Below are 752 nucleotides of genomic sequence, written 5' to 3' on the forward strand. Positions count from 1 at the left end.
GCGGTGCGAAGGCCGCTCGTCACGCCCGCCACGGTCCCGGTCATCACGCCGGTAGCCACCACGGTCGTCATCGCGGCGCGGACCGCCCGACCGGTCATCACGCCGATCGTCACGGCGGAATCCGCCACGGTTGTCGTCACGACGCGGGCCACCCGGCCGGTCGTCGCGACGGTCATCGCGCCGGTAGCCACCGCGGTCGTCGTCCCTGCGGAAGCCCGGCCGATCGTCACGGTCCCGGCGGAAGCCGCCCTGACCCTGACGGAACCCACCACGATCATCATCGCGCCGCGGCCCGCGCGGCCGATCATCACGACGGTCATCCCGGCGGAACCCGCCACGGTCGTCATCCCGGCGGAACCCGCCGCGGTCGTCGTCCCTGCGCGGCCCGCCCGGTCGGTCGTCCCGACGGTCATCACGCCGGTCGTCCCGACGCTCGTAACGGCCGGTGGGACGGCCGCCCCCGCCCCGGTCGTCGCGGCGCCCAAAGCCGCCCGGGCGGGCTCCCCGGTCATCGTCCCGACGCGGCCCACGGGGCCGGTCGTCCCTGCGATCATCCCGGCGATCGTCTCGGCGGTCATCGCGGCGGAACCCACCGCGGTCGTCATCGCGGCGCGGCCCACGCGGCCGCTCATCACGCCGCTCGTCACGGCGGTCATCACGCCGGAAACCACCACGATCGCCATCGCGGCGCGGCCCCGAGCCGCGGACGTCCCGCCGGTCGCCGGCGTCCCGGCGACGCGGCTCGCGGCCCG

At 76.5% G+C, this 752-nt stretch carries 1 pseudogene; it reads right to left on the reverse strand.

The features are described from left to right. Positions 1 to 683, reverse strand: a pseudogene (locus tag KN815_RS42650) (hypothetical protein); the annotation flags it as partial. Positions 684 to 752: the final 69 nt, after the last annotated feature.

Origin of the sequence: Streptomyces niphimycinicus (genome assembly GCF_018883605.1) — a bacterium.
In the GTDB taxonomy this organism is placed as follows: Bacteria; Actinomycetota; Actinomycetes; order Streptomycetales; family Streptomycetaceae; genus Streptomyces; species Streptomyces niphimycinicus.